The sequence below is a fragment of the Gelidibacter salicanalis genome (assembly GCF_007997285.1).
Classification (GTDB): Bacteria; Bacteroidota; Bacteroidia; order Flavobacteriales; family Flavobacteriaceae; genus Gelidibacter; species Gelidibacter salicanalis.
Window position 1 is genome coordinate 20278 of the sequence record NZ_VORX01000004.1, and the last position, 16643, is coordinate 36920.

Genomic DNA, 16643 nt, shown 5'->3' on the forward strand with positions numbered 1-16643 from the left:
TTTGTGAGACAAATATGTGAACAAAATTCTGAAAAAAAAAATCAATTGCTATTGAATTTGCAGTATTTTTTCCCCATGTTTAAATCCTGATCAAATTACAAAAAATAAACCAAAGAAACATGTCAAATCCTTTATTTAATGATGAAATTGAACTAAGAGTGCGTTATGGCGAAACAGATCAGATGGGGATTGTCTATTACGGAAATTATGCCCAATATTTTGAGGTTGGACGTGTCGAATGGCTAAGAAAATTAGGGGTTTCTTATAAAAAAATGGAGCAAGATGGGTTGATGCTTCCTGTGCGAAAATTGACGGTAGAATTCAAAAGGCCAGCGCTTTATGACGACTTAATTAAAGTGAAAACCCAATTGGTAAAATTGCCTTCCGCAAGCATTGAATTTGACTATGAAATTACCAATCAGAAGGGTGAAATTTTGACCTCGGGAAACACTGTATTGGTGTTTATGGATGTTCAAAAAAATCGACCTACAAGATGTCCAAAATACCTTTTGGACAAATTACAGAATTAGTTTTTCAACACGTTCACTTTGACGTTGAAAATGGTTTTAAAAGCATCCAAAACCGCTTTTGATTTTTTAAGTCGTACTGAAATGATGATGGTACAATCGAGCTCTAAAGTTTGGGATTTTATTTTTAAATTCTTTTCCTTGATGACCCGCATCACTTTATTCATATCTTTATACTCAAATTTGAGCTGAATGTCTTGATTAATGGTTCGGGTCACAATCTTAGATGCTTCCAAAGCCATTTGTGCGGCAGTTTTATAAGCTGATATGAGTCCGCCCACACCCAATTTAACTCCCCCAAAGTACCGGACGACGACAATCAATACGTTGGTAACATCAAAAGATTGTAGTTGTCCGTAGATGGGCATGCCCGCGCTGTTGTTGGGTTCGCCATCATCATTGGCTCTAAATTGGTATTCATTTTCTGTTTTGCCAATTTGGTAAGCATAACACCAATGTCTGGCCGAATGGTGTTGTTTCTTTAAATCTTCAAGGTGGACTTTCACCAACTCCTCTGTGGTTACTGGAAATGCATAGCCAAAGAACTTGCTGTTTTTATCCTTAAATAGCACCTCATCAGAAGCTTTGGTAATGGTTTTATAAGTGTCTTTTTCTGTCATTTCAAGCAAAAGTTACTAAATATATGGCAATAAGTGCCAATCCTATGCCCATCCAATTTTTCTTGGTGAGATGTTCTTTAAATGCCCAAAGCCCTATAAGTGTTGAAAGCATCACAATGGCGACATTGTTAATCGTGAAAAATGTAGAGCTCTCCATTTGGGGCACTTGGAGCGATTTGATGATAAAATATAAGGAAGCGTAATTGGCCAAGCCCAAAACCAGTCCGCCAATCAAGCTTTTCGGATCTAATTGGATGTCGTTTCTAAGTTTGCTAATCGATAAAATTATAATCCCGATAACCCCGGCAAAACCGAAGACACAAGATGAAAACAGAATCACGTTTTCTTCGGAAATTGAGGTGCTTTGGAGGTGGTTAATATAGGTGTCACTGATGCCTGATCCGAAGAACAATAATAGCGGCCAAGCTAGATTTTTCTTAAAATTAACACTCGTCTTTGATTTGACAGAAACGAGATATACTGATAGTAAGGCAAGTACAATGCCGATGAGCTTTTGATAACCTGCGCTCTCCTGATAGAGAAAGATCCCGGCAATAATAGGAATGACGACACTCATTTTTGAGGCGACCGATACAACCGAAAGGCCGTTTTTTTGGGTCGTCCAGGCCATCAGGGTAAATAACCCTATAAACATGGCGCCTACAATGACACTTCCCCAAAACCATTCAGACGCCACAACGTCCGCAACCCCCATGCTGTTTTGATTGGCAATAATTCCAAAACCAAAGGCGACCATATAATTGACCACAATAGTTTGAAAAGTGTTGACCCCAAATTTTTGTAGCAATTTAAAAATGATGACAATCAATAAGGAGGCTACAATGCTGAGGACTACATACATCAAAACAACTCGCTTTTAGTAGAGAAAAGCGTGGTAATGTCGTCAGTTTCTGGATTAATATGCCAAGTGTGTATGCCTAATTTGGCAGCAGAAATAATGTTTTCTTCTGTATCATCAATAAACAGGGATTCCTCGGCCTTGATATTATTTTCAGTTAATACAAATTCGTAAATGTTGGGGTTTGGTTTGCGTAATTGAATTTCATGAGACAAATAAAACGCATCAAATTGGTCTTTAAACTCTTCAAAAAAGCCTACATTTTCCTTTATCCAATTGATGTGCAATTCGTTGGTATTGCTCAATAAAATAAGTTTGTATTTGTTTTCGGCAGCCAATTGCTGTACATATTCCAAGCGGTGGTTTGGGAAATCCCTTAAAATGTAATTCCAAGTGCCTTTAATCTCATCTTCGTCTAGATGAGGAAAATTGTCACCATAAAATTCCACGAATTCTTCAGTACTCATTAAGCCTTGTTCGTAGAGGATGTTGATCGCGTTTATTTCCTCAGAGAGCGTGTCCATTCCAAACAAATTAAGAGCTCTTTCCATCGCCCCTTTTTTATCCAGGTTGATAAAGACATCGCCAAAATCAAATATTAAATTTTTAATCATTTACAATTATTTTTAAAGTATCGTCAAATAGGTTCTGTTTTAATACTAATTTGCCTGAACATTGTGGCGCTTTTGTGCCTGCGCCAAAAGTTGTTGGTCCCGTAAATACTCGGGCTTCATCCCAAAGATTTTCATTTATAAAGGTTTGTAAGGTCTGTCGTCCACCTTCTATAATGACGGAATTAATATTATTGTTATACAAGATTGTACAGATTTGCTTTGCAATTGTATTTTCCAAGCTCCAATCTATTTCTATATAAATGGCATCAAAACCTCTACCTAATGGAGGATGTAATGACCAACTTTTTTGATTAGCCTCAGGTTTGGGAAGAATAGCATTATCGCCATGAATAATTAAATTTTTCGCATCATTATTGAGCAAAATGTATTCAGAATTTAACTTCAATTCTCTATCTAAAATCACTCTAATGGGATTTTTTCCTGTCCAATCTCTCACTGTCAGACTCGGGTTGTCGGCAATAACAGTATTTGTACCTACTAGGATTGATTGTTCTTCCGCGCGCCATTTATGCACCAATTGCCTAGATAGTTGATTGGTGATCCAAACAGGTTGTTGTGCATCTCTTGTTTGTGGTGCTATAAAGCCATCTGAGGTTTCTGCCCATTTTAAAATGACATACGGACGTTGTTTATTGTGAAAAGTAAAGAAACGCTTGTGATGCGCTTTGACATCATCTTCTAAAATCCCAACAATAACCTCACAACCTGCAGCTTCCAGTTTAGCGACTCCTTTCCCCGCTACCTTGCTGTGGGTGTCAATCGTGCCAATAACGATTTTTGGGATGTTATGGGCAATAATGGCATCAGCACATGGCGGAGTTTTTCCGTAGTGGGAGCAAGGCTCCAGCGTGACATATAGCGTTGATTTTGAGAGTAAAGACTGGTCTTTAACGCTATTTATGGCGTTAACCTCGGCATGAGCGCCTCCAAACGGACTCGTAAAGCCTTCGCCGATAATCTTGTTTGCATGCACAATGACACATCCCACCATTGGGTTGGGGGCTGTGGTTCCCAATCCGTTTTTGCCGATGTCTATGCAGCGTTTTATATATTTTTCATGTATATTCACTCCCAATAATTAGCGCTGCAAAAATAACATAATATCGTGAGCAAAGCCCCCATCCTGATCAGAGAAATAAAAACGGAAGATGATGCACAAGTAGCAGCAGTCATTCGTGACGTATTGGTTGAAATGGGAGCGCCAAAAGTGGGGACTGCATATGCTGATGAGGCATTAGATATCATGACCGCTACCTATGCCCAAAATGATCGCGCCTATTTTGTGGTCGATGATGGCGGCAAAATTATTGGAGGTGCCGGCATAGCGCCTCTCGAAAATTTTGAAGATGCTATTTGCGAACTTCAGAAAATGTATTTTTTACCGGAGGCGAGAGGGAAAGGTCTAGGCGCAAAGATGATGGCTATCTGTCTGGAAAAAGCAAAATCTCTAGGCTACGACAAATGCTATTTAGAAACGTTACCCTATATGACAGACGCTACAAAACTTTACGCTACATCTGGCTTCCAAAATTTAGACGGTCCATTAGGTAATACAGGACATTATGCGTGTAATGTTTGGATGATAAAAACTCTATAATGCTATTAAAAACCTTACGAGAACATTTTTATACGTCTTTAGAACAAGACTATCCGGAAACCGAAATTCAAACGTTTTTCAATATCTTAGCGGATTGTTTTTTAAAATTAAAAGGTTTTGAAATTCCTTTACATCTCTACGCTTCCATTTCAGGCAAGAAGGTTGAGAAGTTTGATCAGGCGATTAAACGGCTTAAAAAACAAGAACCCATTCAATATATCACTGGTGCAACCGAATTTTATGGGCTTCCGTTTAAAGTGAATGAACACACTTTAATACCAAGACCAGAAACTGAAGAATTGGTACAAAGGGTCATAGAAGCAACGGCAGATACAGACGTTATTTCCATACTCGATATCGGAACTGGGACGGGCTGCATTGCCATCTCCTTAGCGAAAAACAAACCTGATGCATCAGTGTACGCCATTGATGTAAGTAAAAAAGCATTGGCTGTTGCCAAAATTAATGCTAAGCTGAACGAGGTGAACCCGGCGTTTAGGGAATTGGATATCCTCAATTGGCAAGACGCTGCGGAAACATTAGATTTTGAGCCCAAGACCTTTGATGTGATAGTTTCCAACCCTCCTTACGTCAGGGAATTGGAAAAAGCTCACATGAGTGCCAATGTTTTAAAACATGAACCCGCACTAGCTTTGTATGTAGAAGACGCTGACCCGCTTATTTTTTATAGTGCAATCACTAATTTTGCTACGACCTATCTCAAAGAGAATGGATGTCTGTTTTTTGAAATTAACCAATATTTAGGCGCAGAAATGATGGAATTGCTTGAAAATTCTGGATTTGAAAGTGTATCGTTACAAAAGGATATCTTCGGCAATGATCGCATGGTGTCTGGGGTGAAAAAACGTCTAGTTACAAATGGTAGTCAGGATCAATAAAATCATTGAGGGCTTTAATCTTTACATCGTTTAACGAGGTCGCTTCCGTGGTGAAATCAATCCGAAGAGTTTGGTTGGGGAGCAAATCGAAAAAATTATCACTGAAATGTCCTTGTGATGCGCTGTGTAAAAACAACCCTTTCTGAAGCGTGTTTGATGACACTTCAATTGTAAAGCCAGTAGCGGTTTTAATAATTTGTTTCTTAATTTCTCCCTTCTGAAGTTTTAAATTTTTTGGTCTGTCTAAATAATAATAGACAACTTCATCATTAAAAGTTGTCACTACTACCACGCTGTTTTTATCAAAATTTAAATTCTTCCAATCGAGCACATGCTTAACCTCACTACTGTTTTTTGCTACGGTTATGTTTTTGTCAACAGACCACAATTGGTTGCCGTTAAAGTCTATGATTCTTATCTGAAGTGTCCCATGTTGCGCATGCAATTTATCGTTAATAATGTAGGTTTTTAAAGTGTCATTCTTGGCATAAGACGAGATTAATACATTTTTAAACGCTTTTTTTGTGAAATAATGAAGGGCTTTCCAATTTCCCAAATAATCCAAACTCGCCCAAGAAACTGACGGCCAGACATCATTAAGTTGCCAGTACAAGGTGCCCATGGTGTACGGTCGTGCACGGCGGTGGGCTTCAAATCCCTTAGTCATTCCGTAAGCCTGCAGTAACTGACTCATATAAACATAATCTTCAGGCTGGTCAGGAACAGGAAAATCGCGTTTCATATAGTCTTTAATCAACTGAAAACCTCGGGGATGTTTTTGATGCGATAAAAACCCGGTTGAAGCCATTGTAATGTCTTCGGATTGATTGACAAATCGCATCACTTCAAAACTTGGAAAGCCTTGAAATCCGAATTCGCTCATAAACCTTGGCACATTTTCCTCTAAATACTCAAACGGGTAGGCGCTATGCCAGAGCCACCAATCGTGAGCATCTCCTTCGGTTTTGTACAAGGGGTCTAAACGCCCGTGCTTTGGTGAGCTTTCCCAATAGTCAGTGTTAGTATGCGATTTGACGATGTTGGGCAGCATTGTATCAAAGACCTTTAGATAGTTGTCCCAGATTTCTGTTTTTTCGGCTTCTGAACGTCCGCGTTGCCAACCCCAGTTATGCCAGGCTTCATTATTTTCGTTATTGCCGCACCATAAGGCTATTGAAGCATGGTTGCGCAACCGCTTCACGTTGTCTAGAGCTTCCCGTTTCACGTTTTCTAAAAATTCAGCATCTCCCGGATACATTGCACAAGCAAACATAAAATCTTGCCAGACTAAGATACCTTTTTCATCGCATAAATCGTAAAACAAATCCTCTTCATAAATGCCGCCACCCCACACCCGGAGCATATTCATATTGGCATCCACCACGTTTTGGGTGAGTTGTTCGTAATGGGCAGGAGTGACCTGATCTTGTAAACTGTGTTGCGGAATGTAATTGGAACCTTTCATAAACACATCTACGCCGTTCACTTTAAAATAAAAGGATTGGCCAATCCTGTCTTTTTCTGCAACAAGTGCAATGGTCCTGATTCCTTTTTTTACTGAAATGGTGTCTAAGGTTTTTTTGTTTTGTTTAGCGATGATTTTAATGTCGTATAAATAGGGCGTACCTAAATTATGTGGCCACCATAATTCTGGGTTTTCAATTTCAAATTTTAGGTCAGTAGGGTTAGTTGTAATAACTTCAGAATTCAAGTTATCATTCACATAGATTTCATAGGTTATAGGATCTTTTACTGAACTAGTTACCTCCAAGTCGACTCTAAATTTGGCCAGATCTTTTGAGAGTTCTGTTTGTTCAATATAAATATCTCGAATTTTATAATCGTTCCAAGCGGTGATGGTAATGGGTCTCCAAATCCCTGAGGTATTTAGTACCGGACCCCAATCCCAACCGTACTGAAATTGTGCTTTTCTGGTAAAAATGCGGTCGCCTTCTGGTAATTCATAAGGCAATTTCGCTTTTGCCAACGTTTCATAAGTGGAGGTTTTCTCAAAAATGATGTGCAGATAGTTGTTTTTCTTCAACAGTTTCGACACTTCAACATTAAACCTGCGAAAAGCGTTATTAGATTTCAGAATAATGCTATCGTTTAAATACACTGTGGCATACGTATCCAGGCCTTCAAAGTTGATCTCAATATGTTTTTTGTTGAGCACTGTATTGTCTAATTGAAATTCTGTACGGTATTCCCAATCAGTGTCTGAAATCCATTGCAATTCCAAGGCATTGCTGCCAATAAAAGGATCTTTTATGAAACTGTTTCTAAAGAGATCAGAATGTACACTCCCGGGGACAATGGCTTTAGACCAGGTCGAATCAGTATGATTTTTAAATTGCCAATCGCTCATTAGTACAATGGTTTCTGGTACAGAATCCTGCTGACAACCATAACTCAAAAGTAGGATGAAGAAAAATAGAAAACGGTTAATCATGGATAAGCTGGAGCATTGACCGAATCATTTCGGGATTGGACGCCATTTCTTGCCCATCGTTCAGAAATTTAGGAGTATTCATAGCGACCGGAGCAATTGTTTGGACTTCTGGCAAAAGTACGGCAGAGCAATGCACCTCTGTAAATCCGGCGCCTTTAAAAATGAGAATATTTTGTGTATTGATTCCAGATCCGGGAAGGATGATCAGTGGCTCCTCCGCCATTTTCTGTAATTGATTTAAGATTAAAATCCCCTTTTCAGCTGAACTGCACTGGCCCGAGGTTAATATCCGGTCAACTTTAAGCGCCATTAAGGTCTCTAAAGCTTCAAACGGATTTGGAGTCCAATCAAATGCGCGATGAAAGGTAAATGCCATAGGTTTCGCTAGGGTAATAAGTTCTTGAGTGCGTTCTACATCTATCGTTTGGTCAAGATTTAAAACTCCAGACACAATCCCTGAACACCCTAATTCTTTACACAATTGTATATCCTGCTTCATGATTTCAAAATCGGCGTCAGAATAAGTGAAATTACCACTTCGGGGTCTGATCAGTACAAATACCGGAATTGAGAGTTCTTGCATCACTTGCTTAAGCAGTCCGTACGACGGGGTCACGCCGCCAACAGCCAGTTCTGAACACAGTTCAATACGATGTGCACCGGCGTTTTGTGCAGATAAAGCTGATTGGAAATTGGAAGCGCAGATTTCGAGTTGCATAAGATGTAAAATTAAAAGTGTTATCCGTTGAATTTGGATAGACTACCAAAGTTCGGGAATTTTAGAGAGATACAGAATAGTTTTCGCTCAATTTAATTTTTTAAAGAGATTTTTTTTGTAACCATCCATTTTAAGATCACCTAACAATGAATTCTATAGTGGATAAGCCGTGAAATATGTGTAAAACTGCTTATAAAAACTAGACTGCTTTTTGTGCTTCTGAAAGTCATTTTAGTATCTTAGAGGTCTCGAAAATTGAGACCAAAGCACAACCTATTTTTCAATGGACTTCATGGATATTCAACAACAAATTTTACAACTTCGCGATGCGCTGAATCAGCATAACTACAATTATTATGTCTTAGACAAACCTGTGATTAGCGATTATGATTTTGACCAAAAATTAAAGGAGTTGCAAGCGTTAGAGGATGCTCATCCTGAGTTTGCTGATGCCTATTCCCCAACCAAACGAGTGGGAGGAGAAATCACCAAGAACTTCAATACGGTTGTGCATGAATATAGGATGTATTCTTTGGATAACTCCTATTCCAAAGAGGATTTGTTAGATTGGGAAACCCGTGTGAAAAAGGCGATCGATGGCGATTTACAATTTGTCTGCGAGCTAAAGTATGATGGCGCCTCCATCAGTTTGACCTATGAAGATGGTGTGTTAAGCAAAGCGGTAACCCGCGGCGATGGGGTTCAGGGTGATGATGTAACCGCAAATATTAAAACGATTCGTTCAGTTCCCTTGCGTTTAAAAGGTGATTATCCTCCAAAATTTGATATCAGAGGAGAAATTGTGTTGCCATTTGATGGTTTTCATAAAATGAATGAAGAACGCATTGAAATAGGTGAGGAACCCTACCGGAATCCGAGAAACACTGCTTCTGGAAGCTTAAAACTTCAGGATAGTGCGGAGGTGGCCAAACGTCCATTGGAATGTTTGCTCTACAACATCACAGGTACTAATTTAAATATTTCTACCCAATTTGAAGGTTTGGAAAAGGCGAGAGAATGGGGATTTAAAGTGCCACAGGCCACAATTTTAACCAATTCGATTGCTGAGGTTTTAAAATTTATAGAGTATTGGAATGTACACCGACATGAACTGCCATATGAAACCGATGGGGTGGTGGTTAAAATTAATGATTTATACCAACAGGACGAATTGGGATACACGGCAAAAGCGCCACGTTGGGCTATTGCTTATAAATTTAAAGCCGAACAAGTCTCCACACGACTTAACGATATTACCTATCAAGTAGGACGGACAGGGGCTATTACGCCTGTGGCTAATTTAGAGCCAGTGGAATTGGCGGGAACCACAGTAAAACGCGCGTCGCTTCATAATGCTGATCAAATTGAAAAATTGGACATAAGGGAAGGGGATGAGGTTTTTGTAGAAAAAGGTGGAGAAATCATTCCTAAAATCATTGCGGTCGATTTTTCGAAGCGTCCAGAATACTCTCAACCTACACAGTATATAGAAAATTGTCCAGAATGCGGCACATCACTCGTAAGATCCCCTGGTGAAGCACAGCATTATTGTCCAAATTATAACGGATGTCAACCTCAAATTGTCGGACGTATCCAGCATTTTATTTCCAGAAAAGCGATGGATATTGAAGGACTGGGTGGCGAAACGGTAGCCTTGCTGGTAAAGGAGAATCTGATTAATGATTATTCTGACTTGTACACCTTAACAAAGGCGCAAGTGATTCCTTTGGAACGTATGGCAGAAAAAAGTGCAGACAATCTAATCAATGGCATTGCCGCATCAAAAAATATTCCTTTTGAACGGGTGTTGTATGCTTTAGGCATTAGATATGTTGGAGAAACCGTGGCGAAAAAACTCGCTAAACATTATAAAAACATTGAAAAACTTAGTCTGGCGACGATATTAGAGTTGGTGACTGTTGATGAAATAGGAATCCGAATCGCGGAAAGTGTGGTAGATTTCTTTAGTGCAGAAAGAAATATAAGCATTATACAGCGCTTAAAAGATTTTGGGGTGCAATTGGAAATTTCATCGGAACAATTGGCTAATCAGACAAATAAATTAGGAGCCAAGGCTTTTGTAGTGTCAGGTGTTTTTGAGTCGGTTTCCAGGGATGAATTAAAAAAATTAATAGAAGATAATGGGGGGAAAGTGGCGAGTTCCATTTCATCCAAAACCAGTTATATCATAGCAGGAGACAATATGGGACCGAGTAAAAGAACGAAGGCGGAGCAACTGAAAATCCCAATCATTACGGAGTATGATTTTTTAAATCTTATAGAGTAAAACTCCTACATTTACTGTATTACTATCGGTGAAGTGTTTATTTTTTTCGGCCAATTGTCAATTTGATCAATTATTTTTTATATTTGTTCGAATTATAAGAACTAAAAGATGCTAGTAAATAAAATTTTAAAAAGTGCTTTAATCGCGCTTTCACTGGTTTTTCTTGTACTTCAAATTTGCCAATATGAATTGGAGGCGACAGGATTACGCGTATTGCTGCTCCTTCTTCTCACCACTTTATATTGTCATAATGTTAAACATTCGCACATTTTATTTTTTTTATTTTTGGTAGCTTTTGGCATTGCAGAAATTTTGAATTTTATTACTTGGGTCATTCCATCTTTATCAAGAAATCACATTGGTTACATTTACTTTACTGCAAATTCCATCTACATCATATCCTATGCACTGTTGATCATGCATATGTTACGTTCAATGCCATTAAAGGAAATTATTAAAAAATTCCCGTTTCATGTCCTTATCATGCTTCTTCTGGATGTTCTGTGTGTCACTGTTATTACCGGTACAACGCCCAGCAGTTTATCTTTTGCCGAGTATTCTATGGAATTAATTTATAATGCGGTGATCATGCTGTTATTGACCGTGGCGTTCATTAACTACATTCATAAAGAAGATAAGAAATCGATCAATTTATTTATGGGTTCTATACTAATCGTGTTCTCTGAAGTGATTCAATTAGCCTATTTTTACATTACTCAAATTAATTTGCTGAATATTTTTTATTCCTTGTTTTTAGTACTGGCATTTATGTTTTTTTACCTGCAATCTATGCTGTCCTACGACTCATATGAAGACCGTCGTTTGCATGAAGACATATTATAGTAATTAGTTAAACAAGCTATCACGCTACTCCATTTCTAGATAGATAAGTCTTAACAATTCCCCTACCTACATCGTTAAAAATCCTTAGGTCACAATCTAAAAGGTAACGGCCCCATTTATTAATCAAGATGAATTAATTTTAAGATATTTTTAACAAAAAACTCGATGAAATGTTATAAATATGCGTTGAAATTCAAATTATTTGTTATATTTGTCAGACCTACTTAACCTAATTTATAATGGACAGATGGCACGCATTATTGCCCAATTGGGCAATCTTCACACTGTTGGCTCTAATTGTGGTGTTCAACCTCATTTCTTATCATTTTCAGAATGAGATATTTTCTAATATCATAAGTTTGGCATTAATACCTGTATTGTTTGGTATTTATTTCTTTAAGCAGCGGATAATGGCCAATGTATTTCTTACCGCGTTCCTGCTTTATTTTTTGGGAATTGTATTCACTTTAGATGATACCCATATTTTGTCCGCTAAATTTTCTGAATCTTGCTTTTTAGGTGCTTATGCCTTACTAATTTTTGTGATGATTGGACGGCTCAAGCACGTGAAATTTGAAGGCTTAATCTCATGGTACTTGATTGTAGTAGTGTTTATTAATGCTTACTTAATGTACACTATGTTTGCGAACGTTCAAGGCAATTTAATTGATAGTGTGCTCTTAACTTTGGGCATTGCTAAAGGTGTGGTTTTGTTAGTGATGGCATTTTTGGCCTTTGCCATCTACCTAAGTAAAGAAAGCACACAATCTATCATCTTTTTAAGCATGGTGTGCTGCTTTGTTTTTGTGGATGTTTTAAGTTTTACTACAGACCTGTATATTCAGTATTGGCTGTTTGAAGTATTTGCGAAAACTTTGCAAGGTATTGGTTTACTTCTTTTGTGTGTTTACGTATATAACCACCAAAGCTATATGAATCAATGTCATATCAAAGAAGACCCTAGACCAATTGAGAAATCCAATCAATTAACTGCTTAAAATTAGACTAAAATAGACACGCCTTCAGCCGATTTATTTTTTGCATCGTCAAAATAAAAATCGATTTTCCCCAGGTTAATTCCAAAACATCCCACCTGATTTACCAAAACATTCTTGTCCACACTGTTTTTAACGATAGTGGGTTTTGGAAGAAAAGTATGCGTATGGCCTCCAACAAATAGATCGATGTCTTTGGTGCGCTTTGCCAAAGAAAGATCACTCGGTTTTTGATCGTTATTTTTATAGTTGTATCCTAAATGCGACAAGCAAATAACCAAATCGCATTTTTCATTTTCTTTTAGGGTGCGAGCCATGTCTTGTGCAATTTCAACCGGATCGAGATATACTGTTTCTTTATACATTTGTTTGTCCACCAATCCCGCAAGTTCAATTCCTAACCCAAAAACGCCAATCTTAATTCCGTTTTTCACAAAAATCTTATAAGGTTTTGCATGGGTATCCATGATAGTGTTCGAAAAGTCGTAGTTGGCACTAACAAAATCAAATTTGGCGTGAGGCAATTGCGCATATAAACCTTCCAAGCCATTGTCAAAGTCATGATTACCAATTGTCGCTGCATCGTACTTTAGCATGCTCATGAGTTTGAATTCGAGCTCTCCCCCGTAATAATTGAAATACGGGGTGCCTTGAAAAATATCACCAGCATCCAATAAAAGCGTATGCGGATTTTCTGCCCTTATCGATTCGATTAAAGTAGCTCGTCGCGCAACCCCACCTTGGTTAGGGTTTCTACCATTCTCCGGTCCGAAAGCGTCAATATGGCTATGCACATCATTGGTATGTAGAATGGTGATTTTTTTAGGAGCACTTGAAAATGACTGTAAACCTAATCCTCCCAGACCTATAACGGCTGATGCTGCTGTTGTTTGTTGAATGAATTCTCTTCTTTTCATAACTTCAAAAAAATATAAATTATAGAATGGGGGAATTAGTCTTGTAATTGAAGAAAGCGATCATCTGCCACTGGGTTGATGGTATCCGTTTTCATGAAGTAATCCGTTAAAGCATTTCTGATTTTATAATCCAATATGATCACCGCTTCGCTGCCTTTAAAAAAGTCCATCCCATCACCACCGTTAATTAGATAATCGTTGGTCGCGATATTATAGGTTTTAGTGAAATCAATGGGTTGGTCGTTAATGGCACTTTCAATAACCTTACCATCTTTATCTAGGAGTATTTTCAATTTTGAAATAGGATGCGCACGTTTAGCTCTGGAGAGATACTCCAGAAGCTCCTGAACCTGTGCGCCAGGTAATTTCGCAACTACGATAGAATTTTCAAACGGCATAATTTCGTAAGCAGTTCTTTTGGATATAGGGCCTTTGGAGATGATGGATCGAATCCCGCCATGGTTTAAAAGCACAAAATCAATATGCTCTCCGATTCTCTTAAAAAATACCGGATCTGATTCTTCATACACGATGTCTGCCATCAAGTTGCCAATAGCGGTATTAAGATGGCCATCACTTTTAGAATAGGTATCCACCGCGTAGCCTAAAACACTGTCCAAATCTTTATTAATGCGTTCTCTGTAAGGTTTTACAAACCTCTCAATAGCAGCATCGGCTTGCAAGCTGTCGGTAATGTTAACATTTCTACCTTCAATTTTGTAAACATCAGTTGGTGTCTTACAGGAGAAGCTTAAAAGCAGTCCCAAAACAAAAAAAAGATTTCTAAATTTCATTGAATAACTTGTAAAATGATAATTGATAAATGTGACGTGTTTAGTACCTTTGTGAAAACAAAAGTAAATGATTTTAAAGGCATTTAGAGAAAAATCAATTCAAAAATACACGAACGGATTGTTAAACTCTAAAACTGTTGCCGTTAGGGACAACAAACTAGAATCCGTTGGAGTAATTGTTGATGGAAGTGAATTTTCTAATGTTGAAGCTTTTAAAACTTATTTCAATGATTTGGGCGTGCCCTTATCCAACATCAAAATCATAATTTTTGCTGGGGGTAATAAAAAAACCGATAAATTATCGGACAATTACTTCAGTAAAAAAGATTTTGGTTGGAACGGTTGTGTTAAGCGCGTGGAGTTACAATTGTTTATAGATACGCCTTTTGATGCCCTCATCTGCTTTTATAAAAATGAAGCTTTAGAGTTGAAATTGGCCACCGCCGCATCTAAGGCAAATTTTAAAATTGGCTTATCTAAAGTTGATGACCGTTTGTACGATTTCATATTGGACGTCAATACGGATCAATTTGAGGTGTTTAAATCAGAATTAAAAAAGTACTTAATTATTTTAAATAAAATATAATGACAAAATTTTTTGGAACGGGTGTCGCCCTAATCACACCGTTTAAACCGGATTTGAGTATTGATCATCAAGCGCTGGCAACTATTGTTAATTACAATATTGATAATGGCACTGACTATTTGGTTATATGTGGGACCACTGCAGAAAGTGCGACCCTTTCAAAACAGGAAAAGAAAGATGTCATTGCCACCATTAAGAAGGCTGCAAATGGGAGAGTGCCATTGGTGCTGGGGATTGGTGGAAACCATACCATGGCAATCATCGAAGAAATTAAAACGACAAACTTTGATGGTATTGATGCAATTCTGTCGGTGTCACCTTATTATACCAAACCAACCCAAGAAGGTATTTATCAGCATTTTAAGGCAATTGCTGAGGTTGCACCAAAACCAATAATTCTTTATAATGTGCCGGGGCGTACCGCATCCAACATGTTGCCACAAACTACCTTGCGTTTGGCTAATGATTTTGAGAACATCATCGGGATAAAGGAGGCTGGAAATAATGTAGGTCAGTATTTACAATTATTAAAAGACAAGCCGGACGATTTTTTGATTATTTCAGGAGATGATGATTTGGCATTGGGAGTCATTTTAGCTGGTGGGGCGGGAGTGATTTCTGTTTTGGGACAGGCGTTTCCTCATTACTTTACCAGAATGATCCGTTTAGGATTGGAAGGTAAAGCTAAAGAAGGTTATGAGATCCACTACCAATTGATGGAAGTGACATCTCATATTTTTGAAGAAAACAATCCTGCTGGTATTAAAGCGGTGTTAGAAGCACTCGGATTATGTGGTGCTACCGTTAGATTGCCGTTGGTGGTAGCGTCAGACGCGTTGAAGTCCAAAATTAAAAAAAGCGTAGTACAACTTAAATAGACTATAAACGTTAAATATAACTTAAACGTCTATCTTGCTTGATTCCAACACGTATTTTAGCTTTAAATTTTTTGTTTTATAATACGTTATAAATGTGTACTTTTGCATTCTGTTTAAAAATGTCAAAGTTCCATTACAACATAACTTTCATTTATGACCATATTAAATCAGGTATTCCATTTTAAAAACACAAAGAAGAACATTTATTGGATGAAAAACATTGTTTATACTTTATTGATCACAGTAGTACTCTCCTCTTGTAGCGAATATCAAAAGGCTCTAAAATCTGAAGATATTTCCACAAAATTTAAGATGGGAACAGAATTGTATGACGCGGGTAAATATGGTAAAGCCAATCGATTGTTTGCACAGATAGTACCGCAGTACCGAGGCAAGCCTCAAGCTGAGAAGTTGATGTATATGTATTCCAATTCATTTTATAAGATGAAGGATTACTATTTGGCCGGTTACCAATTTGAGCGTTTTGCTGATCAATATCCTAAAAGTGAAAAAGCTGAGGAAGCTTTGTTTTTAGGAGCCAAGAGCTTTTATCAATTGTCTCCGGTGTACAGTAAGGAACAAAAGGAAACTAAAACAGCAATTGAAAAGCTTCAAATGTTTATCAATACCTATCCGGATTCAGAATATTTGCCAGAAGCTAATATCCTAATTAAAGAATTGGATTATAAATTGGAAAGGAAAGCATTTGAAATAGCCAAACTTTACAATCAAATTGCGAATTTCGAATCTGAAGATTATGAGGCGTCCATAAAGGCGTTTGATAATTTTCTTGTGGAATATCCAGGTACAACGTTCAGGGAAGATGCTTTGTATTACAGATTTGATTCTGCGTACAAACTCGGCATCAACAGTATTGAATACAAACGTAAAGGACGTATAGAAACGGCCATTAAATATTACGATGCTTTTTATAAAGCATTTCCAGAATCTCAGTATAATACTGAAGCTGAAAAAATGAAGAAAGAATTGCAAACTGCCATTCAAACCTATAGTACACAAAGTTAATTTTATATAC

17 protein-coding genes are annotated in these 16643 nt (G+C 37.8%); 9 read left to right on the plus strand and 8 right to left on the minus strand.

Annotated elements, in window-relative coordinates:
• The first annotated feature begins 119 nt into the window (after positions 1-119).
• Positions 120-530 (plus strand): acyl-CoA thioesterase, encoded by a 411-nt coding sequence (locus tag ES711_RS09395; RefSeq protein WP_146892939.1) that lies wholly within the window; start codon positions 120-122, stop codon positions 528-530.
• Here the strand turns inward: ES711_RS09395 and ES711_RS09400 are convergent.
• From ES711_RS09400 to ribD, 4 genes are read right to left on the minus strand one after another with little or no spacing between them, the layout of a single operon-like run.
• Positions 527-1147, minus strand: a complete 621-nt coding sequence (locus tag ES711_RS09400) for an IMPACT family protein (protein ID WP_146892941.1) — start codon at positions 1145-1147, stop codon at positions 527-529. The two genes, ES711_RS09395 and ES711_RS09400, sit on opposite strands and share 4 nt — an antisense overlap.
• A gap of 1 nt (position 1148) precedes the next feature.
• The gene (locus tag ES711_RS09405; RefSeq protein WP_246139186.1) at positions 1149-2009 is read right to left on the minus strand and encodes an EamA family transporter; all 861 of its coding nucleotides are present in this window, start codon (positions 2007-2009) and stop codon (positions 1149-1151) included.
• Entirely contained in the window at positions 2009-2620 is a 612-nt protein-coding gene (locus ES711_RS09410; protein WP_146892944.1) for an HAD family hydrolase, read from the minus strand. The genes ES711_RS09405 and ES711_RS09410 overlap by 1 nt, the downstream gene beginning before the upstream one ends.
• Positions 2613-3710 (minus strand): bifunctional diaminohydroxyphosphoribosylaminopyrimidine deaminase/5-amino-6-(5-phosphoribosylamino)uracil reductase RibD, encoded by a 1098-nt coding sequence (gene ribD, locus ES711_RS09415; RefSeq protein WP_146892946.1) that lies wholly within the window; start codon positions 3708-3710, stop codon positions 2613-2615. Before ribD ends, ES711_RS09410 begins: the two co-directional genes overlap by 8 nt.
• 36 nt (positions 3711-3746) lie before the next feature.
• Between ribD and ES711_RS09420 the strand changes: the two genes are divergently transcribed.
• Together ES711_RS09420 and prmC are read left to right on the plus strand one after the other, a co-directional pair.
• The gene (locus ES711_RS09420) at positions 3747-4238 is read left to right on the plus strand and encodes a GNAT family N-acetyltransferase (RefSeq protein ID WP_146892948.1); all 492 of its coding nucleotides are present in this window, start codon (positions 3747-3749) and stop codon (positions 4236-4238) included.
• On the plus strand, positions 4238-5137 hold the full coding sequence (gene prmC / locus ES711_RS09425) for a peptide chain release factor N(5)-glutamine methyltransferase (protein ID WP_146892950.1): 900 nt from the start codon (positions 4238-4240) through the stop codon (positions 5135-5137). Before ES711_RS09420 ends, prmC begins: the two co-directional genes overlap by 1 nt.
• On the opposite strand, the gene ES711_RS09430 is transcribed toward prmC, so the two are convergent.
• Both ES711_RS09430 and ES711_RS09435 read right to left on the minus strand, forming a co-directional pair.
• Positions 5112-7589: a beta-mannosidase gene (locus ES711_RS09430; RefSeq protein WP_146892952.1), complete on the minus strand. Its 2478-nt coding sequence runs from the start codon at positions 7587-7589 to the stop codon at positions 5112-5114. The genes prmC and ES711_RS09430 overlap by 26 nt on opposite strands.
• Entirely contained in the window at positions 7582-8307 is a 726-nt protein-coding gene (locus ES711_RS09435) for a copper homeostasis protein CutC (protein WP_146892954.1), read from the minus strand. Before ES711_RS09435 ends, ES711_RS09430 begins: the two co-directional genes overlap by 8 nt.
• A 292-nt stretch (positions 8308-8599) precedes the next feature.
• Between ES711_RS09435 and ligA the strand changes: the two genes are divergently transcribed.
• The 3 genes from ligA to ES711_RS09450 all read left to right on the plus strand — a co-directional run bounded on the left by ligA (position 8600) and on the right by ES711_RS09450 (position 12435).
• A complete protein-coding gene (gene ligA, locus ES711_RS09440) occupies positions 8600-10594 on the plus strand; it encodes an NAD-dependent DNA ligase LigA (RefSeq protein WP_146892956.1) in 1995 nt (664 codons plus the stop codon).
• A 108-nt stretch (positions 10595-10702) separates the two neighbouring features.
• A complete protein-coding gene (locus tag ES711_RS09445; protein ID WP_146892958.1) occupies positions 10703-11437 on the plus strand; it encodes a hypothetical protein in 735 nt (244 codons plus the stop codon).
• Between the two features lie 239 nt (positions 11438-11676).
• Positions 11677-12435 carry a hypothetical protein gene (locus ES711_RS09450; protein WP_146892960.1) on the plus strand — a complete coding sequence of 253 codons (759 nt, stop codon included), beginning with the start codon at positions 11677-11679 and terminating at the stop codon, positions 12433-12435.
• 2 nt (positions 12436-12437) lie between these two features.
• Here ES711_RS09450 and ES711_RS09455 read toward each other — a convergent pair whose 3' ends face one another.
• On the minus strand, positions 12438-13349 hold the full coding sequence (locus ES711_RS09455; protein WP_146892961.1) for a bifunctional metallophosphatase/5'-nucleotidase: 912 nt from the start codon (positions 13347-13349) through the stop codon (positions 12438-12440).
• A gap of 35 nt (positions 13350-13384) precedes the next feature.
• A complete protein-coding gene (locus ES711_RS09460; protein ID WP_146892963.1) occupies positions 13385-14143 on the minus strand; it encodes a 5'-nucleotidase C-terminal domain-containing protein in 759 nt (252 codons plus the stop codon).
• A gap of 67 nt (positions 14144-14210) precedes the next feature.
• Here ES711_RS09460 and ES711_RS09465 point away from each other — a divergent pair, with 67 nt between their 5' ends.
• The 3 genes from ES711_RS09465 to ES711_RS09475 all read left to right on the plus strand — a co-directional run bounded on the left by ES711_RS09465 (position 14211) and on the right by ES711_RS09475 (position 16633).
• The gene (locus tag ES711_RS09465; protein ID WP_146892965.1) at positions 14211-14729 is read left to right on the plus strand and encodes a DUF6913 domain-containing protein; all 519 of its coding nucleotides are present in this window, start codon (positions 14211-14213) and stop codon (positions 14727-14729) included.
• On the plus strand, positions 14729-15607 hold the full coding sequence (dapA, locus tag ES711_RS09470) for a 4-hydroxy-tetrahydrodipicolinate synthase (RefSeq protein ID WP_146892967.1): 879 nt from the start codon (positions 14729-14731) through the stop codon (positions 15605-15607). Before ES711_RS09465 ends, dapA begins: the two co-directional genes overlap by 1 nt.
• A gap of 210 nt (positions 15608-15817) precedes the next feature.
• Positions 15818-16633: an outer membrane protein assembly factor BamD gene (locus ES711_RS09475; protein WP_146893344.1), complete on the plus strand. Its 816-nt coding sequence runs from the start codon at positions 15818-15820 to the stop codon at positions 16631-16633.
• Positions 16634-16643: the final 10 nt, after the last annotated feature.

Excerpts from the sequence above, each read along its gene's own strand:
- ES711_RS09400 (WP_146892941.1), bottom strand. The coding sequence starts at position 1,147 with ATGACAGAAAAAGACACTTATAAAACCATTACCAAAGCTTCTGATGAG.
- ES711_RS09410 (WP_146892944.1), bottom strand. The coding sequence starts at position 2,620 with ATGATTAAAAATTTAATATTTGATTTTGGCGATGTCTTTATCAACCTG.
- ES711_RS09465 (WP_146892965.1), top strand. The coding sequence starts at position 14,211 with ATGATTTTAAAGGCATTTAGAGAAAAATCAATTCAAAAATACACGAAC.
- ES711_RS09445 (WP_146892958.1), top strand. The coding sequence starts at position 10,703 with ATGCTAGTAAATAAAATTTTAAAAAGTGCTTTAATCGCGCTTTCACTG.
- ES711_RS09460 (WP_146892963.1), bottom strand. The coding sequence starts at position 14,143 with ATGAAATTTAGAAATCTTTTTTTTGTTTTGGGACTGCTTTTAAGCTTC.
- ES711_RS09450 (WP_146892960.1), top strand. The coding sequence starts at position 11,677 with ATGGACAGATGGCACGCATTATTGCCCAATTGGGCAATCTTCACACTG.
- dapA (WP_146892967.1), top strand. The coding sequence starts at position 14,729 with ATGACAAAATTTTTTGGAACGGGTGTCGCCCTAATCACACCGTTTAAA.
- ES711_RS09395 (WP_146892939.1), top strand. The coding sequence starts at position 120 with ATGTCAAATCCTTTATTTAATGATGAAATTGAACTAAGAGTGCGTTAT.
- ES711_RS09405 (WP_246139186.1), bottom strand. The coding sequence starts at position 2,009 with ATGTATGTAGTCCTCAGCATTGTAGCCTCCTTATTGATTGTCATCATT.
- ES711_RS09475 (WP_146893344.1), top strand. The coding sequence starts at position 15,818 with ATGAAAAACATTGTTTATACTTTATTGATCACAGTAGTACTCTCCTCT.
- ligA (WP_146892956.1), top strand. The coding sequence starts at position 8,600 with ATGGATATTCAACAACAAATTTTACAACTTCGCGATGCGCTGAATCAG.
- ES711_RS09430 (WP_146892952.1), bottom strand. The coding sequence starts at position 7,589 with ATGATTAACCGTTTTCTATTTTTCTTCATCCTACTTTTGAGTTATGGT.
- ES711_RS09435 (WP_146892954.1), bottom strand. The coding sequence starts at position 8,307 with ATGCAACTCGAAATCTGCGCTTCCAATTTCCAATCAGCTTTATCTGCA.
- ES711_RS09455 (WP_146892961.1), bottom strand. The coding sequence starts at position 13,349 with ATGAAAAGAAGAGAATTCATTCAACAAACAACAGCAGCATCAGCCGTT.
- prmC (WP_146892950.1), top strand. The coding sequence starts at position 4,238 with ATGCTATTAAAAACCTTACGAGAACATTTTTATACGTCTTTAGAACAA.